The organism is Bacillus sp. FAU20 (assembly GCF_056033865.1).
Window position 1 is genome coordinate 663,340 of sequence record NZ_JBVYHY010000021.1, and the last position, 15,516, is coordinate 678,855.

General features: G+C 35.2%; 17 protein-coding genes and 1 riboswitch. Of the genes, 2 read left to right on the plus strand and 15 right to left on the minus strand.

The annotated features are described in order from the left end of the window. Nucleotides 1-52 precede the first annotated feature (52 nt). Entirely contained in the window at nt 53-301 is a 249-nt protein-coding gene (locus tag AC0OM3_RS17180; RefSeq protein WP_001151993.1) for a ferredoxin, read from the plus strand. Nucleotides 302-422: 121 nt separating this feature from the next. Here AC0OM3_RS17180 and AC0OM3_RS17185 read toward each other — a convergent pair whose 3' ends face one another. Continuing rightward, nucleotides 423-1,001, minus strand: coding sequence for an ECF transporter S component (locus tag AC0OM3_RS17185; protein ID WP_000810857.1), 579 nt, complete (start codon nt 999-1,001; stop codon nt 423-425). A gap of 161 nt (nt 1,002-1,162) precedes the next feature. Continuing rightward, nucleotides 1,163-1,302, minus strand: a riboswitch (FMN riboswitch). A 249-nt stretch (nt 1,303-1,551) separates the two neighbouring features. Between AC0OM3_RS17185 and AC0OM3_RS17190 the strand changes: the two genes are divergently transcribed. Then, nucleotides 1,552-2,238: a hypothetical protein gene (locus tag AC0OM3_RS17190; protein WP_000711797.1), complete on the plus strand. Its 687-nt coding sequence runs from the start codon at nt 1,552-1,554 to the stop codon at nt 2,236-2,238. Between the two features lie 164 nt (nt 2,239-2,402). On the opposite strand, the gene AC0OM3_RS17195 is transcribed toward AC0OM3_RS17190, so the two are convergent. The 14 genes from AC0OM3_RS17195 to AC0OM3_RS17260 form a co-directional block, all read right to left on the minus strand. Continuing rightward, nucleotides 2,403-3,017 (minus strand): peptidoglycan DD-metalloendopeptidase family protein, encoded by a 615-nt coding sequence (locus AC0OM3_RS17195; RefSeq protein ID WP_000866118.1) that lies wholly within the window; start codon nt 3,015-3,017, stop codon nt 2,403-2,405. An 86-nt stretch (nt 3,018-3,103) separates the two neighbouring features. Further along, nucleotides 3,104-3,685: a cob(I)yrinic acid a,c-diamide adenosyltransferase gene (locus AC0OM3_RS17200; protein ID WP_000781272.1), complete on the minus strand. Its 582-nt coding sequence runs from the start codon at nt 3,683-3,685 to the stop codon at nt 3,104-3,106. Nucleotides 3,686-3,821: 136 nt separating this feature from the next. After that, nucleotides 3,822-5,597, minus strand: a complete 1,776-nt coding sequence (gene resE / locus AC0OM3_RS17205; RefSeq protein ID WP_000964680.1) for a sensor histidine kinase ResE — start codon at nt 5,595-5,597, stop codon at nt 3,822-3,824. Beyond that, nucleotides 5,597-6,313 (minus strand): DNA-binding response regulator ResD, encoded by a 717-nt coding sequence (resD, locus tag AC0OM3_RS17210; protein WP_000426861.1) that lies wholly within the window; start codon nt 6,311-6,313, stop codon nt 5,597-5,599. The genes resE and resD overlap by 1 nt, the downstream gene beginning before the upstream one ends. 303 nt (nt 6,314-6,616) lie before the next feature. After that, nucleotides 6,617-7,774 carry a cytochrome c biogenesis protein ResC gene (gene resC, locus AC0OM3_RS17215; protein ID WP_000250081.1) on the minus strand — a complete coding sequence of 386 codons (1,158 nt, stop codon included), beginning with the start codon at nt 7,772-7,774 and terminating at the stop codon, nt 6,617-6,619. A gap of 14 nt (nt 7,775-7,788) precedes the next feature. Then, the gene (gene resB / locus AC0OM3_RS17220; RefSeq protein WP_000910550.1) at nt 7,789-9,414 is read right to left on the minus strand and encodes a cytochrome c biogenesis protein ResB; all 1,626 of its coding nucleotides are present in this window, start codon (nt 9,412-9,414) and stop codon (nt 7,789-7,791) included. 121 nt (nt 9,415-9,535) lie between these two features. Further along, entirely contained in the window at nt 9,536-10,057 is a 522-nt protein-coding gene (resA, locus tag AC0OM3_RS17225; protein WP_000742212.1) for a thiol-disulfide oxidoreductase ResA, read from the minus strand. 100 nt (nt 10,058-10,157) lie between these two features. Continuing rightward, complete coding sequence (rluB, locus tag AC0OM3_RS17230) at nt 10,158-10,886, minus strand: 23S rRNA pseudouridine(2605) synthase RluB (protein WP_000440556.1); 729 nt, start codon at nt 10,884-10,886, stop codon at nt 10,158-10,160. A 291-nt stretch (nt 10,887-11,177) separates the two neighbouring features. Beyond that, complete coding sequence (gene spmB, locus AC0OM3_RS17235; protein ID WP_000029514.1) at nt 11,178-11,708, minus strand: spore maturation protein SpmB; 531 nt, start codon at nt 11,706-11,708, stop codon at nt 11,178-11,180. Beyond that, nucleotides 11,705-12,301 (minus strand): spore maturation protein SpmA, encoded by a 597-nt coding sequence (spmA, locus tag AC0OM3_RS17240; protein WP_000247811.1) that lies wholly within the window; start codon nt 12,299-12,301, stop codon nt 11,705-11,707. Before spmA ends, spmB begins: the two co-directional genes overlap by 4 nt. Beyond that, complete coding sequence (locus AC0OM3_RS17245; protein ID WP_001252607.1) at nt 12,294-13,418, minus strand: D-alanyl-D-alanine carboxypeptidase family protein; 1,125 nt, start codon at nt 13,416-13,418, stop codon at nt 12,294-12,296. Before AC0OM3_RS17245 ends, spmA begins: the two co-directional genes overlap by 8 nt. A 112-nt stretch (nt 13,419-13,530) precedes the next feature. Then, nucleotides 13,531-14,442 (minus strand): superoxide dismutase, encoded by a 912-nt coding sequence (locus AC0OM3_RS17250; protein ID WP_001075447.1) that lies wholly within the window; start codon nt 14,440-14,442, stop codon nt 13,531-13,533. 105 nt (nt 14,443-14,547) lie between these two features. After that, nucleotides 14,548-15,039 carry a YpuI family protein gene (locus AC0OM3_RS17255; protein WP_000067558.1) on the minus strand — a complete coding sequence of 164 codons (492 nt, stop codon included), beginning with the start codon at nt 15,037-15,039 and terminating at the stop codon, nt 14,548-14,550. Between the two features lie 22 nt (nt 15,040-15,061). Then, a complete protein-coding gene (locus tag AC0OM3_RS17260) occupies nt 15,062-15,451 on the minus strand; it encodes a hypothetical protein (RefSeq protein ID WP_000584658.1) in 390 nt (129 codons plus the stop codon). Nucleotides 15,452-15,516: the final 65 nt, after the last annotated feature.

Below are 15,516 nucleotides of genomic sequence, written 5' to 3' on the forward strand. Positions count from 1 at the left end.
TATAATTTTTATGGCGAGCTTTTCACATACATATTATCAGGAGGGAAAAAAGATGGCAAAATATACAATCGTTGATAAAGATACTTGTATTGCATGTGGTGCTTGTGGCGCTGCTGCACCAGACATTTATGACTATGATGATGAAGGTATTGCATTTGTAACATTAGATGATAACCAAGGTATCGTTGAAATTCCAGATGTATTAATTGAAGATATGATGGATGCATTCGAAGGCTGTCCAACTGACTCAATTAAAGTTGCTGACGAATCATTCGACGGAGACGCTTTAAAATTCGAATAGTCTTTTATTAACTTCAAAAAATGCCCCTCATATTGATGAGGGGCATTTTTTGTATCTAAATTTTATTTTCCTTAATAAAAAACCATTAGTAGTTTCACACTACTAATGGTTTTAATATATATTATGCATTTTTCATTTTTGCAAACACCCATACTTTCAGGCGTGAGAATAATGCTACAAATACAATTGTTACAACAATCCCTTTAATTAAATTAAATGGTAAGATTGCCGTTACAACCGTTGTTCTTATGGTTTCGCTAGACATAGCCGGTGAATTTAAAAACCAAGTGTAAGCCGGGAATATGATGATGTAGTTTAATACACTCATAATAAGTGCCATTGTAATTGTCCCTAGCATTAATCCTGTAGTTAAACTCTTCACAGTACGATACTTTCTAAATAAGAAAGCTGCTGGTCCAATAAATAAACATCCTGCAATAAAGTTTGCAATTTCTCCAACTGGTACTCCCGTTAAACTCCCTTGAATCCCGTAATGTAAAATGTTCTTTATCGCCTCTACAATCACTCCTGCTACTGGTCCAAAGATAATTGCTGCAATTAAAGCTGGTACATCACTAAAATCAATTTTCAAAAATGGCGGAAGCCCTGGGAACGGGAAATCCAACATCATTAGTAAATATGCAATACTACTTAGCATCGCTACACTCACCATCTGCACTACACTGTTTTTTTGTTTCATCTTTCTCTCTCCTTTTCCATCGATCATCTCATGGAAAGTGGAAAGGTTCTGCTATGCCTGTTTTTCATAGAACGAAAAAACCCTTTGTGTTTTACACAAAGGGAGAATTTAAGGCACATCAAACAGACGTTCAAATCCATATCTTTTTTGAACGCTTGAACCTCCATCTTCTCCCATCCAGACTATACTGTCGGCTTTGGAATCACACCAAATCCTGCCTTAACGGCTCGCGGGCTTAGAACAAAATCATAAATAGTTCATCACCGCCGGTCGGGATTTTCACCCTGCCCCGAAGATAGACCGATATTCTATTTTCCCCTTCATTATACAACAACCTCATAACATTGTGAACTAAAAAATTGTAACTTATTTAAAATTAGTTATTTATTTTTCATAACAACAAATAAATTGCGAGATATTTTACAATACAATCCATATTTTTTTATTATTCGGCATTTCTCTTTTGGATTACCTAGTCATATATAATTAAAAGTGATAAGATATTGAATTGTTAAGATAAGAACATTTTCTGAGTTATGGAGGAAATGTCATGAAAAAAGAAAAGAGACATTCTATTCGAGAAGCAATGAAAAAAAACTTAAGAAAAGAATACTTTTACTTAAAAAAAGAATTACTTTTCTACTGCCCAATTGATTTAGGCACATTCTCAAATGAGACATACTATGCTACTTTCGATGAAGATGGCATAAGTATTTATCAGTATGATAAAAAAACAGAAAGTAAATTAAAATTGTGTGAGCGTCATCCGTGGAAGAGTTGGAATAAAGTGAAGATTGATCACTATTTGACAACTTCTCAATTTATTTTTCAGGGTGAGCGAAATTGGATCTTATCTCTTTTTCAAAAAGGAAAAGAAGCCCAAAAAATTATTGAAGAGCATACATCTTTACAAACAGAAGTTGTTTCCCGCTCTTTCTTAAAAAAACTTCCTGGTTTTCGTTCTAATACACCACTGAATAAATACATCGGTAGTATTTGTTACACTGCACTTATTGCATTTTTATTAAAATGGATGATTCCATTTCAAGCACCACAAATCGCCCTGTATTCTATTTCGATTGGTTGTATGCTTCTTGGCCTACTTTGTTTGACAATCGGTTTAATTGAACCGACTATCGTACTGTTTCGAACAAAAGAGAAAACAAGAACAAAAGTTTTTTACTTGTATAGCTATTTAGCTATTTCTGGATTTATATGTGTCTTTATTTTTTGGTAAAAGAAGCCGTCCCAAAATAAACTTTGGGACGGTTTTCTTTTAGATATAGATGCTCTGATTCACTCAATAGTTCTAGCAAAAGCGCCCATATAATTTCATTTACATTGAACATTATTTAAGAAGAACATAAATTTGTTCAAAGTTTAATTTTTGAGACGTTTCCTTTACTTAACATATAATTGTTGATTAGGATAAATTAGCTCTTGCTGCAATCCATTTTTTTCTTTAATTTCCTTAAGTGTCATACTAAATTTCCGTGCAATACTAACTAAAGTATCCCCTTTTTGTACGACATATAATGACGAAGAAACAACTTCATTTCTTTGTTCACTTAAAACAAGCAATGGGTTCATCGCATTCTTTTTCGCCATCGTCCATCTTCCTTGATGAAGTTCTAAATGTAAGTGTGCACCTCGCGATTCTCCCGTGTTCCCTACTTCTCCAATTTTTTCTCCTTTTGAAATATAATCTCCTTGTCCCACATATCTCTTATTTAAATGTGCATATACAGCCTCATATTCTCCGTGTTTAATAAATACAACATTTCCATAACTACTCGAATAATAAGACCTCGTTACCTTACCATCTTGGATAGCTGCCACAGGCGTTCCAATTGGCGCAGCTACATCAATACCATAGTGTTTTCCATGCCTTGTCCCAAAATAATCACTTATCTGACCTTCAACAGGCCATGTCCATCGATTTTCTTCTGCATAAACATGTAATTGAGATACAAACAGTATACTCAATAGCATGACGCCGCATTTTAAAACTTTCATATACATCCTCCGTTTTCTAATTACCACTATACCTTCTCTATTTTGGTATATTACAGAAAAAAGTATACAAAAAAAAAGAAAGTGAATTACTCCACTTCCTTCTCTTTCTTATCACGAAAAACTAATGCACTACGGTTATACTCCACATCTTTCACTTGTAATCGAGCATTTATTACTCGAGCTATTGCAAACAAATAATCAGATAATCTATTTACATACTTTAAGACAACTTCATTTATTTTCACTTCTTTTTGCAATGATACTATAGAGCGTTCTGCTCTCCTTACAACAGTACGTGCAATATGAATAGTAGCCGCCGCCTCGCTACCTCCTGGCAAAATAAAGCGTTCTAATGGCGGGGCTTCTTCTATATACAAATCAATCTTTCTTTCTAAGCTTTCAACCATCTCAATTGTCACCTTATAAGGAATTTTTTGTTCCACTATTGCCAAGTCTCCTCCGCAATCAAATAGCTCATGTTGAATATTTTCGAGCTCATTGTAAATATCTCTATAAGTCCCGCCTTGAAGCTTAGTCATTGCATATCCGATATGAGAATTCGCCTCGTCTATTGTTCCATACGCTTCCACACGGATATCATCTTTATCAACCCTACCGCCTATTACACTTGTCGTTCCTTTATCTCCTGTTTTTGTATATAATTTCATTTCTTCACAGCACCTCTCTTGTTATTCTTTATTCGAGCAACATAGAAAAAAGTTCTACCATTCTTTATTTAATTGAGTTTACAAAAAAATAAAAAACAGCAGAACTTTATTCATTATCAACTTTAAAAACACATATCTAAATTATACGATTCGGTAAATAGACAGAAAATGTAGTTCCTTCTCCAACAACACTTGATACAGAAATTTTACCATCATGGCCTTGCACAATATTTTTCGCAATCGCAAGCCCGAGTCCTGTTCCACCCTTTTTCCCACGTGTTCTTGCTTTATCAGCTTTATAGAAACGATCAAATAAAAATGGAATATCCTCTTCTGGAATGCCTGCACCCGAATCTTGTACTTCAAAAATGAGGCCATTATTTTTCGTATCAATTACAAGCGTTACATGTCCGCCTGCGTTTGTATGACGTATTGCGTTATCAATTAAATTCGTCAATACTTGTTCCATACGATCTGCATCAAACGGGTATTGTTCAATTGGATCTTTGAAATCAACCGTTAACGCGACCTCTTTATCCTTTGCAATCCCTTGGAATTTACGACCTATTTTTTCAACGAAAGGATGAATATCAACTTCACCTATATGTAACTCTACATTACCACTTTCCATGCGTGCTAAATCTAATAATTCATTTACAAGTTTACCTAAACGAACGGATTCATCATAAATGATTTGAACAAACTCATTAATTTCTTCTTTCGTTTGCACAATATCATCTAAAATCGCTTCACTATACCCTTGCAGCATTACCATTGGTGTACGAAGTTCATGCGATACATTCGCAATAAAGTCTTGACGCATCTTTTCAAGACGGCGTTCTTCCGTCATATCTCGCAGTACAGCTACAGCTCCACGAATTTTCGTTTGATTGTAAAGCGGCGTCATAAGAACTACATAGTTCCCTTTTTGTAAATTAATTTCAACAACTTGTTGTTGTTCACTTTCTACAACAAGATGGAATAGTTCCACAAGTTCAGAAGGTAGTTTTTTACTTAGCTCTATCTCTTTTTCTTCTTGCCAAACTTGTAAGAAATGTTCGGCCGGCGGATTGATTACTACAACTTCACCTTCTTGATTTAATGTAATAACCCCATCTGCCATACTACTTAAAATACTAGCTAACTGTTCTTTCTCTTGTTGCAAGGCGTTCATATTAAACTTCAACTGTTTTCCCATTTGATTTAAGGCCGTTGCAAGCTCACCAATCTCATCCTGAGATACCATAGGAGCTTTCGCATCAAACTTCCCACGCGACACTTCAAAAGCAACCTCACGCATTTTACGAAGTGGTGCTGTAATTCGAGTAGATAAGAAGAACGCAAAGAAAGTTGTTAATATAATCGCAATTCCAGCCGATAAGAAAATAAAATCAGTCGTTCTTTCCATACCTTGTATCGGTACTTGTAAAGATTCATATACGAACACTGCACTTTGATTTTTTGATTGCACTGGTTTTCCGACGATCATAATATCATTTTCGGTGTTTTTATTCTTCCTACTATTAGACGCTTTTCTAATGTTATTCTTAATTTCTTTTTTGTCTGTAAAAACAGCCGCTAATTCTTTATCTTCTTTTAAGTCATCCATTGTAAGAGTGACTAATCCTTCTTGTTTCGGTGAAGAAGAAATTTCTTTACCATCTTCTACAATAATAATCCTTGAAAGTGGATCAGAGAATTTGTAAGCGATATTCTCAATCGTTTTTACATCGGCACCTTCTTCAATTAACTCTGAAACACTTGTTGCGACTTTTTGAAGCCTAGCTTCACTCATATCAACATAGTATGTTCTAAAAAACTGTGAAAGTAAAATCGCAACAAATCCAAGCACGAACGAAACGAGAAGTAATATGGTCATCCATAACTTCCCTACTACACTTCTCCAAAGCATCAGTCGTTCACAACCTCAAATTTGTAACCTACACCCCAAACAGTAACAATCATTTTCGCTGCATCTGGTGATTTTTTGCTTAACTTCTCACGTAAACGTTTTACATGTGTATCAACTGTACGTAAATCTCCGAAGAATTCATATTGCCATACTTCTTTTAACAGTTGCTCACGATCGAATACTTTATCAGGAGCTTTCGCTAAAAATAATAGTAACTCATATTCTTTCGGCGTTAAGTTTACTTCATTACCATCTGCAGTAACACGGTGTGCATCGTTATCAATTGTTAAGTGCGGGAATACAGTAACATCTTTTGTCGTTGTATCTTGTGTAAAGAATGTTGTTGGTACAGCACGGCGTAATACCGCTTTCACACGTAGTACGACCTCACGTGGACTAAATGGCTTTACAATATAATCATCTGTTCCAACTTCAAATCCTTGTACTCTATTTACTTCTTCACCTTTTGCTGTCAGCATAATAATTGGTGTCGCTTTCTTCTCACGAACCCCTTTACATACTTCAATGCCATCTTTACCAGGCATCATAAGATCTAATAAGATTAAATCGTAATCATTTTGCAACGCCATTTCTAAAGCTGTATCACCATTATCTGCTTCTTCAATCGTATATTGTTCTCTTTCTAAGTACATTTTCAATAAACGACGAATGCGATCCTCATCATCTACAATTAAAATTCTTGATTCATTTTCCATCTCTACCCGCTGCGCACTCTCACCTCAGCGGTTCACACCTACCCTTCTTTAACTATTATGTTGCGCTATTCTCGTTTATTTAAGCAATCTTCTAAATGTTTCACTTCCCATATTATGCTTCACAAGAATAATAAATTTTGTTCAATTTTTTTCCAAAACTATGTATTTTTTTTGAACAGCATATAATGTCCTCGACATCATTTTACAAAATCAACCGCTACTTTGTCATGTTTTTCTCAAAAAAGAAGAAAAGTTGACAAAAATAAAATAGGAAAGTGACATGCACTCTCCTATTTTATTTCTCTATGCATATGAATGTAAACCGGCAATAATTAAGTTTACTACAATAAAGTTAAACATAATTATTGCAAAACCAATTACTGCAAGCCAAGCTGATTTCTCTCCATGCCATCCTTTTGATAGGCGTAAATGTAATACTGCTGCATAAAAGAGCCAAGTGATAAGTGCCCAAACCTCTTTTGGATCCCAGCCCCAAAAACGTGTCCACGCTATTTGTGCCCAAATCATCGCAAAAATTAATGCACCTAATGTGAAAACTGGGAATCCAATTGCAATAGATCGATATCCGATTTCATCTAGTAGATCACTATTCGTATTCTTTACTAACGGCTGAAGTGCCGCCGATACTCGCTTCCGTAAAACAAGTCTTAATACAATATACAGTAACGTTCCTACTAACACTGACCAAATAACAGTATTTAATTTTTTCGCATTTACAATCGCTGGAACTTCAACTGCCGGTTCTAATTTATTTTCTGTCAGTAACTTCCCTTCATGCGGTCCAACTAAGGCCGGAAGATTGTACTTCATTTCCAGTTGTTGTTCATTTTTATCAATCCATTGAAACTTCGCTTCATATTTCATACTAGAAAATACCGTTGTCACTCCAATAAACCCAACCGTACAAACAAGCGTGAATACGACCGTTTCTAACCAAAATGTACGTTTGCTTCTCGTTGATTGATCTACATTTTTCAATAAATACATAACGCCCGTAATAAAACTAATCGCTAAGATTGCTTGTCCTGCTGCTGCAGTCGTCACGTGAATATGTAACCAATTACTTTTTAAAGATGGAATGAGCGGAGATATTTCCCTCGGAAACATACTTGCATAGGCAATTAATAAAAGCGCAACTGGTAATGCAAATAGTCCGATTATACTTACACGGTACATAAAATACATGACAATAAATGCTCCTACAAGCATCATGCCGAAAAATGTACCGAATTCAAAAAAGTTACTAACTGGCGCATGCCCTGATGCAATCCACCTTGTAACAAAATATACTGTTTGTGCTATAAACCCTAAAATTGTAATCGTTATTCCTACATTTGCCCATTTATGACCCTTTTCTTTAATGGCTCCCCCAAAAAATAGAGTCGCAATTAAATATAAAATAAATGCGGTAAAGAGAAAGTTACTACTTATTTGCACCATATCGTTTCCCCACCTTAACTAATTTTTTTATCAATTACTTTATCATTTGGCTGTGGAATTGCTGTACCTTCTATTACTCTTTCAATATCTTTCTTTAAACCGAACCAATTTTTATTTGTATGCCCTGCAATCCACCATTCATCATTAACACGTTGTATCCAAATACGGCGATGATTCCAATACATACCTTGAATGACACCAACCATAAATATAAATCCTCCAATGCCGAGAATCCAAAGCGTTAAATCTTTTCTTACAGTAAGTGCTGTTGCATTTTGCATTTCCACACCTGCGAAGGACATTTTATATTTGTTATTCCCATCTGGTTCTATATTTTGCTGAATACCAACAAAACTCACTTCACCATCTGGCGTTTCAGGTGTAAACATTTTAAATACAAATGCAGGATTGTTTGGTAATTTCGTTTTTGTATTTGGTTTTCCATTCTCATCAAAATAAAAATCAGGAAAATAGCTTAATAGTTCTAAAGAATAACTATTTCCTAAATCATATTTTTCCTTAGGGTTCGTTAAATCTACTTTAATCGGTCCCCACTTTTGATTATTTTCTTTATTTTGCAAGTGAAAGGACATACTTTTAAATTCACTTTCTTTATAATCCACTTGATACACTGCAAATTGATCAAATTTCAGTGGTTCATTCACTCGAATTTCCGCTTCTTTTACTTTTTCTAATTTCGGTTTTTGTCCTGCTATATTTTCTCCTACTGCTTTATATAATACGGCATTCGTTTGGAAGTTTTTCGCAATCATTTTATCGCCTACACGATCAATCGCTTCCTCAAAAACTTCCTTGTCCTTACTTTTATCATAAACTTCTTTTATAAATTTTTCGTTTTTTAAGTAGTATTGTCCATCCGTCCCTGGTATTTCTTTCGTTTCACCGTCACGTAACCAAAGTGCTTCGTCTACGTACATACTCGGTAAAAAACGAAGCATCGCACCGAATAAAAAGATAATAAGACCGATATGATTCACATATGGACCCCAACGCGAGAAGCGTCCCTTTTCTGCTAAAACGTTTCCGTCTTCCACTTTCACGTTATAGTTTCTTTTCTTTAAATTCTTTTGCACTCTTTCCAGGTCACCATCTTGCGGTGTACCAGTCCCATATAATCTCTGTCTCTTTAAAAAGCTAGGATGTCTTTTTACGCCTTGCTTTTTTAAAGCTTTATAAAGTGGAATAACGCGGTCTAAACTACATATCACAAGAGAAATACCGATAGAAGCAATCAAAATCATATACCACCATGAACCGTATAAATTATTAAACCCTAATTGATAGTATAATTGTCCTAAAAATCCGTATTCTTGTTTATAATATTCAGCTGGTGCAATCCCTGGAGTTATGTACATTTCTTGCGGAAAAATAGTTCCTATCGCTGATGCAGCTAAAGTTATTACGATTAGCCATACACCCACTTTTACAGAAGAGAAAAAACTCCAAATTTTATCGACTATCGTTTTTGTCTGCGTGAGAGATCTCCGTGCACTCCCCTCATAGCGCATATCCAATAGTTTTGTATTTTCATTGCTTTCAAATGGTTTCCCGCAAGCTTCACAAAAAACGGTTCCTATCGGATTAACATGTCCACATTCACATTTAATTTCTTTCAACACTCTCACCGCCCCTGTATCTATATGTACTATTGTATATTCTAACCTCAAGTTACCGCAATACTCAGAATTTTTAAACCAGAGGCGCTACAGACACGCACCTCTTATGTAAAGGCTTTCTTTATTACGGAGTAATTTTCTTTAAATACCCTTCTAACTGTTCTTTCGTTTGTTCCCCTATAATTTGCTCCACTACTTTTCCATCTTTATCAATCAAAAAACTTGTCGGTAATGGACCTACGCCATATGTTCCTATAATCTTTTGTCCTTTATCAATGGCAACTGGGAATTTCAAACCATATTGGTTCACAAAGTTCTTTACTGCAATATCCGTTTCATCTGCATCTAACGCTATGATTTCAACGCCTTTTTCTTTATACTTTGGATATAATTCATTCATATAAGGCATTTCTTTTTCACAAGGTTTACACCACGTGCCCCAAAAGTTTAAAAATACACCTTTTCCCTTTAAATCTTTTAGTTCAATTTTCTTCCCTTCTAAATCCGTCACAACAAAGTTAGGTGCTTCTTTTCCGATTTGCATTTTCTCTTTATTAGCAAAGAATCCTTGATAAAGGGTAAATCCTACAGCACCACATAAAATGAGTAGAATAGTAACGCGAAATAATAAGCGATTTTTCTTCATATTACCTCTCCTCGGTACATGTTATGTATTATCTTCTGTAAATGTTGTATGAATAAATCACCAGCAGAGCACTCCACTGGTGAATTTTTAACTCTATAGCTTATCTTGGCTTTGTAGAAGCAAGTGCGCGTAATTGTTTCACCTCATGTGGTGTCAATTCTCTCGCATCACCAGGTCGCAGGCTTCCTACTTCTAAGAAAGCATAACGTTCACGTTTTAATTTCACTACTTTACAGTCTAACGCTTCAAACATACGACGTACTTGACGATTACGTCCTTCATGAATTGTTAATTGTACAATAGCCATCTCTTTACGCTTGTCCCAAGAAATAATTTTCACACGTGCTGGTGCTGTTTTACCGTCTTCTAACGTAACACCGCGTTCTAACATGCGAATTTTCTCACCTGTTAATGGACCTTTTATTTTTGCAACATACGTTTTTTCAACTTTATATCTAGGATGCATTAATACGTTTGCGAAGTCCCCATCGTTTGTCATTAATAATACGCCAGACGTATCATAATCTAAGCGTCCGATTGGGAATAAACGTTGTGTAATTTCCGGGAAAAAGTCCGTTACAACACTTCTTCCTTTATCATCTGATACACTTGAAATTACGCCAGTTGGTTTATATAGTAAAAAATAAACAGGTTCTTCTTTTTCAAGAGGGATGTTATTTACTTCTACTTTATCTTGAGGAGTTACTTTTGTCCCTAACTCCTTCACTATTTTCCCATTAACTTTCACTTTTCCTTGCTGAATTAATTCCTCAGCCTTTCTTCTCGATGCAATACCTGCTTGCGCAATCACTTTTTGTAATCGTTCCATTTCTTTTTTTCACCTCGAATTTATCTTACCTTACATTAGAAAGACTTGGCAACCGCATACGCTTTACGGCTATTCGCTTCATCTTACTTAAACAACATAGCGATGATAATAAACATATAAAGGTCAAATCATGTTTTTACCCTTTATTATTGTCCATATTTTTCATATTTCTCACAATAAAAGTTCATCATTTTGTCAAAAACACCACATAAAAAAACCACTATTAAGCTCTACACCTTAATAGTGGTCGTATACGTATTATAAGCGAAATAGTGTAAAAAATGAATAGTATTACTGAAACAATAAAGAAACGAATACAATTGAGCATATAATCCCGATTAAATCTGCAAAAAGTCCTACTTTTAGTGCATCCCCCATTTTTCTAATCCCAACCGCTCCAAAATATACAGTTAAAATATAGAAAGTCGTATCTGTGCTCCCTTGCATCGTAGAAGCCAATCTCCCAATAAAAGAATCTGGCCCATATGTAGCAATTAAATCGGTCGTAATACTTAAACCAGCAGAGCCTGAAATAGGGCGTATAAGTGCTAATGGTACAATTTCTGCTGGAACATGGATTAAATCTAACATTGGCTTCATTACCGATATCATTGCGTCTAACGCACCTGAAGACCGGAATATAGAAATAGACACAAGCATTCCAACCATAAATGGTAAGATAGAAATTGCAATTTGAATCCCTTCTTTTCCTCCCTCAACGAACGATTCATACGTCGGCACTTTCTTTATCGTGCCATATAAAAGGATAAAACCAATTACACAAGGGATTACCCATAAGGAAATTGTATTTACAATACTCATTTTTTCCGCCCCTTTCTACTCCTTCTTCGGTAAAAATAGCGGTCAATCCAAATTGCTCCAATCATAGAAAGTACTTGTGCAATAAATGTTACCCCAACAATTTCAGTAGGATTCGCTGATTCATACGTCATTCGAATCGAAATGACTGTCGTAGGAATTAATGTAATAGCTGATGTATTTAATGCTAGAAACGTCACCATAGAACGGCTCGCCGAATCCTTTCCTCCATTTAACTCTTTCAGTTGTTCCATCGCTTTAATGCCAAGAGGGGTTGCTGCATTACCTAGACCAAAAAAGTTTGCCATCATATTTGATAGAATAAATCCCATGGACGGATGATCCTTTGGTATTTCTGGAAACAACCTTTTTACTATCGGCATAAAAAGTGTAACTAATTTTTTTAACAATCCGGCTTCCTCTGCAATTTTCATTAAACCGAGCCAAAATACTAAAACACTAATAAGTCCTATACAAATCGTTACCGCATCTTTTGCTCCGTCAAATACAGCTTTATTCACTTCTTCCATCGTTCCATTTATCATGGCGTATACAATCCCAATGACAGCCATCGCTACCCATACGAGATTAACCATCGTTCCCAACACCTATCATGTAAGAAAAAATTTCTTTCACATTATTCCAGTAAAGTCCTGTTGTAGCTACTAACTTCCGTTTACTATAAAATAAATTCCGTTCCCCAACTTTCTCATTGCCAACATAAACATCTGTCTTTCCAACCTTTACTCCATCCTCAAGCTTTATACTTTTATCGAGTTCAACTTTTAATAATACGTTCTTTCTTTCCTCTTCAGTTAACGGCACGGAAAAACTATTTTTCGTATAAACATGGTTGGCATACTTCTTTTCATTTATTTCAGCAATTGCTCCTTGTCCTAAAACTTTCGTTTGTTTAAAACGTTCAAAACCTTTATCAAACAAATTCATATGATCATCCCAATCACTAGAAGCACTCAAAGTTACGACAATTAAATCTAGTCCACCTTTTGATGCCGTTGTCACAAGCGTTCGCCCAGCTTTCTTCGTAAAGCCTGTTTTTCCTCCTGTTGCAAATTCATAATAAGACGTTACCAGCTTATGTTTATTTTTCCACGGGTAATCCCAAGAATCTGATTTATACGTTTTAGTTCCGAAAATTTTCTTAAATGTCTCGTTTCCCATTGCATATTTCGTTAATAATGCCATATCGTAAGCCGATGAATAATGTGATCCATCTCCATCTAAGCCATGGGGGTTTGAGAAGTGCGTATCTTTCATTCCAATTTCTTTCGCTTTTTGATTCATTAAATATACGAATCCATCTATACTCCCACCCACACTTTCAGCAATTACTTGCGCTGCGTCATTACCAGATCTAAGCATGAGTCCGTATACTAAATCTTCTAACTTCACTTTTTGTCCAGGCTTTAAATAGATTGCCGATCCTTCCACCCTCACCGCTTCATTACTAACTGATACCATTTCTTTCATCTTCCCTGATTGAGCAGCTAACAAAGCGGTCATAATTTTTGTTATACTAGCAATTTTTTGAGGCTCATGTTCTGCTTTTCCGTATAATACTCGACCAGACTGTTGCTCCATTAATACAGCATTTCGAGCACTGACATTGCTGTTCATCTTTGCATATGTAGGAATCGGCATAACGCTTGCATACATCATAAGAAGCGTAATGATTATACAAATTCGTCTCATATTTCCCCCCACGTCCTTTTGGCACTTTTTGTACAAGTGTATGCTTGGCCTTTTAAAATATGAACGAAATCTTCCTTCTACTTCCATTAAAAAAGACGCAGAGAATTTGCGTCTAATATGGTGTCCATTCAATTTGTTTCGCAGTTTCAAACCTTTTTTCTACATCAGGCCAATTTACAACATTCCACCAGTTTTTAATATATTCATCTTTTCGATTTTGGTATTGTAAATAATACGCATGTTCCCAGACATCTAGTACAAGGAGCGGTATCGTATCCCATTGTGTAAATAATTGATGAAGTGTACTTTGCAAAATTTCTAACCTTCCAGACCGGGGCACCCAAACGAGAATTGCCCAGCCTGAACCTTCTACTTTAGAGGCCGCTTCTGTAAAATGTTTTTGAAAACGTAAAAAGCTCCCAAAATCTTTTTCAATTTGTTGTGAAAAAGCTCCTCTTGGACTTCCACCACCGTCTTTTTTCATGTTATTCCAAAATATCGTGTGTAAGTAATGACCTGACCCATGAAAAGCCGCTTCCCTTTCCCAATGCTTAATTAAATCAAATTTATTTGTTTTTCTCGCTTCTTCCATCATCTTCTCTGCTTTATTTAACCCTTCCACGTAACTCCGATGATGTTTATCATGATGTAATATCATAATTTCTTTAGAAATATACGGTTCTAATGCATTATACGGATAAGGTAATGGCGGGAGTGTATGTCCTCCAATTGGGACAGCTCGTTCACTATCCCCTCTTTCATATAATTCATATTCTTCTTCTTGCATAAATACTTCCTGCAAGTGATGCTGAATATGTTCTACATCATCGCTTATTTCATACATAAACTCTGCATCTGTTTCATACTCATGCTCTTTCATACGCTCTAATAACGTCTGAATTTTATAAGCAAGCATATGGACATCATACACTTCCATTGCACGGCTATCTAATACGTGAAGAACACTTTCACACCAATTTTCTACTTCATGAAAGTAATCTGTAAATACACCTGGTTGATTCATGTTGCACCTCCCTAATGCTATCCACTTAACTATATTCAATGAAAATCCCTTATATAACTGTACAAAAGGAAAAGAAGCTAAGTCACCTTAGCTTCTTTTCCTCAATCAATATTTGTGTAACATCTTTGTCTGATAATCGGTCTCATAATATTCTAGTTCTTCACGCATCAATTGAAATTTACCTTCTAAACTCTTCATCACTTGCTCTAAAGATACAGGTGGTGTTTGTTGAAAAACGATAGAATTTTTCCCTGTATATGCAGACCGACTATTTTCATACCAATGATCACTCTTCGGTGAAAAAAACTCTGCAATTACTTGATGGTAAATCTTATATAAAATTTTTTCAGCTGCTGTTTTTCGAAATGGCTGACTATTCAACAAAACAAGACATGCATCCTGTCCTTCTTCGCAAAAAACGAGAAGTCGTCTCATTGATGCTAATAACCCTTTATAATATCGCTCATTCCCTGCTGGTGTTTCCTCTAATAAAGAAGGTAACGTATGATAATTCACATAATTGGTTATCAAATTAATAGCATCTTCTAAAAATATAGAAACTTGTTCTGTTTGATTTTCAACCATCAAATTAGACATTTTTTCTCTCTCCTTTGCCATTTCACGCTATTTCTACTCTTTTATTTTTATGTAATTCAGTTAATATTTCTTGTACTTTCGACACCGTTCCCTCATCAAAATATTGTTGAAATTCTTCCATATTATTTAAATACAAACGTTTTTGCGCACGAAGCTCCCTGTCTTTCACTAAACAACATATCGCTACAATATCGCGCAAATATATGTTTTGTTCTTCTACTTTATACACTGGATTTCCTTCAAAAGGATTAATTTCTTGTAAAACTTCTTCAAAATATCGAACGTATAAAACCGAAAAAGTTTTCTCTTTATCATTTAATATATATGTCACTTCAGATCTGTTAAAAAAATCTTCTGATGTATTAGGTTTCGCTTTTTCTAACTCATACCCTACGTAACTTTTTATAATCATATACTCCCCTCCCCTTTCTTTCATTTTATTCTAACTTAATTTTCTGATAAACAAAATATTCCTTT

Bases quoted from the DNA above. Each gene is read 5' to 3' on its own strand.
- AC0OM3_RS17195 (WP_000866118.1), bottom strand. From the start codon at position 3,017: ATGAAAGTTTTAAAATGCGGCGTCATGCTATTGAGTATACTGTTTGTA.
- spmB (WP_000029514.1), bottom strand. From the start codon at position 11,708: ATGAGTATTGTAAATACAATTTCCTTATGGGTAATCCCTTGTGTAATT.
- resC (WP_000250081.1), bottom strand. From the start codon at position 7,774: ATGGTGCAAATAAGTAGTAACTTTCTCTTTACCGCATTTATTTTATAT.
- resD (WP_000426861.1), bottom strand. From the start codon at position 6,313: ATGGAAAATGAATCAAGAATTTTAATTGTAGATGATGAGGATCGCATT.
- AC0OM3_RS17260 (WP_000584658.1), bottom strand. From the start codon at position 15,451: ATGATTATAAAAAGTTACGTAGGGTATGAGTTAGAAAAAGCGAAACCT.
- AC0OM3_RS17190 (WP_000711797.1), top strand. From the start codon at position 1,552: ATGAAAAAAGAAAAGAGACATTCTATTCGAGAAGCAATGAAAAAAAAC.
- AC0OM3_RS17255 (WP_000067558.1), bottom strand. From the start codon at position 15,039: ATGTCTAATTTGATGGTTGAAAATCAAACAGAACAAGTTTCTATATTT.
- AC0OM3_RS17200 (WP_000781272.1), bottom strand. From the start codon at position 3,685: ATGAAATTATATACAAAAACAGGAGATAAAGGAACGACAAGTGTAATA.
- resE (WP_000964680.1), bottom strand. From the start codon at position 5,597: ATGCTTTGGAGAAGTGTAGTAGGGAAGTTATGGATGACCATATTACTT.
- AC0OM3_RS17180 (WP_001151993.1), top strand. From the start codon at position 53: ATGGCAAAATATACAATCGTTGATAAAGATACTTGTATTGCATGTGGT.
- AC0OM3_RS17250 (WP_001075447.1), bottom strand. From the start codon at position 14,442: ATGAATCAACCAGGTGTATTTACAGATTACTTTCATGAAGTAGAAAAT.
- AC0OM3_RS17245 (WP_001252607.1), bottom strand. From the start codon at position 13,418: ATGAGACGAATTTGTATAATCATTACGCTTCTTATGATGTATGCAAGC.
- resA (WP_000742212.1), bottom strand. From the start codon at position 10,057: ATGAAGAAAAATCGCTTATTATTTCGCGTTACTATTCTACTCATTTTA.
- rluB (WP_000440556.1), bottom strand. From the start codon at position 10,886: ATGGAACGATTACAAAAAGTGATTGCGCAAGCAGGTATTGCATCGAGA.
- AC0OM3_RS17185 (WP_000810857.1), bottom strand. From the start codon at position 1,001: ATGAAACAAAAAAACAGTGTAGTGCAGATGGTGAGTGTAGCGATGCTA.
- spmA (WP_000247811.1), bottom strand. From the start codon at position 12,301: ATGGTTAATCTCGTATGGGTAGCGATGGCTGTCATTGGGATTGTATAC.